Source organism: Tsuneonella sp. HG249 (assembly GCF_053819205.1).
Genome location: NZ_JBSOQY010000016.1, coordinates 1 through 354 on the forward strand (window position 1 = coordinate 1; position 354 = coordinate 354).

Below are 354 nucleotides of genomic sequence, written 5' to 3' on the forward strand. Positions count from 1 at the left end.
GACGGGTTCTGGTCGACCGGGACGGTGGCGTCGTCGGTGTCCGGATCGGTCTGCGTCGAGTCGGCGGTCGCCACGTTGTCGAGGTCGCCGTCGCCGCCGCCGTTGCTGTCGATCTCGGCCTGGGTCACCGTGTGCTGCGCGGTGTAGTTCCAGGTCTCGCCGACATCGAGCTCGCCATCGGTGTTGGCGTCGCCCGAGACGTAGAGGATGCTGCCGGCATCGGCGTTGGGATCGGTCACCACCACGTTGGTGAGCGTCTGGTTGCCGGTGTTCTGGACGCTGATCGTGTAGTTGATCTTCTCGCCCGCGGTATCGGCCACCTGGCCGGCCGCCGCCTCCTTGACGATGTTGAGC

1 protein-coding gene is annotated in these 354 nt (G+C 66.9%); it reads right to left on the reverse strand.

Going from position 1 to position 354, the window contains the following annotated elements; all coding sequences use genetic code 11:
- Window positions 1-354 (reverse strand): DUF7507 domain-containing protein (locus ACWPM1_RS14820; protein ID WP_455695661.1); only part of this gene is annotated, 354 nt, incomplete at both ends.